Source organism: Streptomyces bungoensis (assembly GCF_001514215.1).
GTDB classification, from domain to species: domain Bacteria; phylum Actinomycetota; class Actinomycetes; order Streptomycetales; family Streptomycetaceae; genus Streptomyces; species Streptomyces bungoensis.
The window spans coordinates 1-1994 of the sequence record NZ_KQ948901.1 but is presented as its reverse complement, the minus strand read 5'-3'; the positions used below and the strand labels follow the sequence as shown (position 1 = coordinate 1994).

The 1994-nt window shown below is 61.6% G+C and carries 2 protein-coding genes; both read left to right on the top strand.

The features are described from left to right. Positions 1 to 645, top strand: a 645-nt coding sequence (locus tag AQJ66_RS36530) for a protein NO VEIN domain-containing protein (RefSeq protein ID WP_159052718.1), incomplete at its 5' end; no start/stop codon positions are given. Positions 646 to 1388: 743 nt separating this feature from the next. Continuing rightward, positions 1389 to 1658: a hypothetical protein gene (locus AQJ66_RS36525; protein ID WP_061931234.1), complete on the top strand. Its 270-nt coding sequence runs from the start codon at positions 1389 to 1391 to the stop codon at positions 1656 to 1658. Positions 1659 to 1994 lie beyond the last annotated feature (336 nt).

The window sequence follows — 1994 nt, the reverse complement described above, 5'->3', positions numbered from 1 at the left end:
CCCCTTGCCAAGCTCGAGAACGTCCCGCTGGGCCCCGAGGGCCCGTTGACCGAGGCGGGCAGCGACGCGATCCGCCGCTCGGGTACCGACCGCGGCATGGGCAAGCTCGTCCAGATGCCCGCACAGCGCCTGCTGGAGCTGGCCGGCATCCCCTTCGACCCCGACGATCCCGAAGACGTCCCCCTGGACAAGTCCCCCGGCTTCACCGCCGAACAGGTCCAGGGCAAGAGGAAGCCCCAGCGCCGCCGCCGTGGCGCCGGCTACATCTCCGACCCCAAGAAGCGCAAAGCCATCGAGGAGCACGCCGAACGCCTCGCCACCGACCACTACGAGGCCCAGGGCTGGCAGGTCGAGAAGCTCGGCAAGCCCTACGACCTGTGCGGCAGCGAGGAACGCCACGTGGAGGTCAAAGGCACCACTGGGGCCGCCACCAGCGTCGAACTCACCATCAACGAGGTCCTGCACGCCCGGGACAGGGACAACAGCGTCGACCTCTACGTCGTCAGCGACATTAAGGTCGACATCTCCAGCGACGACTACACCCCCAGCGGCGGAACGGTCTCGCACTACACCGACTGGGAGCCGGCCGAGGAAGACCTCCGGCCCCGCAAGTACGAGTACCGCCTACCCGACCTGACCACCTGACAGATAGCCGACACAAGTCGGACCGTCATCTGATGTCCGGTCGCCTGCCCAGCGACGGCTCGGCAGGCGACCAGCCACCTCATATAGGCGCTGAGCGCCCCCCAGACGCAGAGTTGGGCCCTCTCTGGCGACTCTGGAAGTGCTCCCCTGAGCCGACAAAGATTGTCAGCGAAGCAGAGAGCTGCTATAAAGATCTTACCTCACTGAGAAACTAAGGAAGCACCACGACGGCACTCGATCGCACGCCTCTTGCAGCACACAGAAGAAGGCCTGTAGACTCTTATCAGCGCCACCGAAGAACCAAGATCTCCGCTACGCTAGACGTATAGCCGCAGGTCAGTCGATATTGACGATCGCCTCAGCAGGCGATAAACTTTAGGCGTAACATCACGAAGCACCGAAGGTACGCGAGAACAGCTTTTACGCACCACTATGTACTAAGCCGAAGGGCAGGCTCCCTTCGGCTTTACTGTACCCCCAAAAAAACACAAGGAGTAGCCAAATGATTACTAAAAGTGGCAAGCAATGCACGACCAGCTGGTCGAGGCCAGGAAGTGGGACAACGCCGGCAGTGGAATCGCCAGCGAGGCAAGAAAAGAGGGAAGCAATGTTCGGCAGCTAGGCAATAAAATGCTGCCGACAGACCCTCACGGCATGAGGGTCTATTTTTTTTGCCCAAAACCTCCAAGTCGAGGAGGAAGCTCTTCAAATGAACACACCACGACCAACGAATAGGAACCGAAATGGACTCAGCTACCATCTTCTTCCTTTACCACAACTACCGCAGCACGCTTTTCGCCACCGCCCTCTACGCTCTTGTAACCCTGTCAGCGTTTACTCAGAATGCAGCCCTCACCATTTTTCTCTCCATCGTGGGCATTCCGACCCCAGGGGAATTTATCAGCGAGCTTCGCAGCGCCAACCGCAGAGCGGTGAAGTACTTTGCCGTGCAGGACTACACGATGCATTGCAAGCACAGCAAGGATGCTACTCCAGAATCAATCTGGAACTGATTTTGAAGCACCGTGACAGGTTGCGATTCAGCATCCACTCCAACCCTCCCCCATAGCTGCTCGGGCCGCAGGCCCGCTTGGCAGACCCGCGCAGCGGGGCCGGCCTCCATGGCGCGGAGCTGCCACTAGGTGGCTGAAGCGCAGCGGAAGCCACCCTTTGCGGGACCGGAGGCCCCGCTGCTCCGGGAGAGCGCAGCGGACGGAGCGTCACCCGCCCTGCGCAGCAAGGCGGGTGAGCTGATCGCGCAGCGATCAGCCAGCGCTCCCGCGGAGCGGGAGCGCAACCCCCGTGCGCAGCACGGGGGTTCGCTAGCTTCGGGCGCAGCCCGAAGGGAC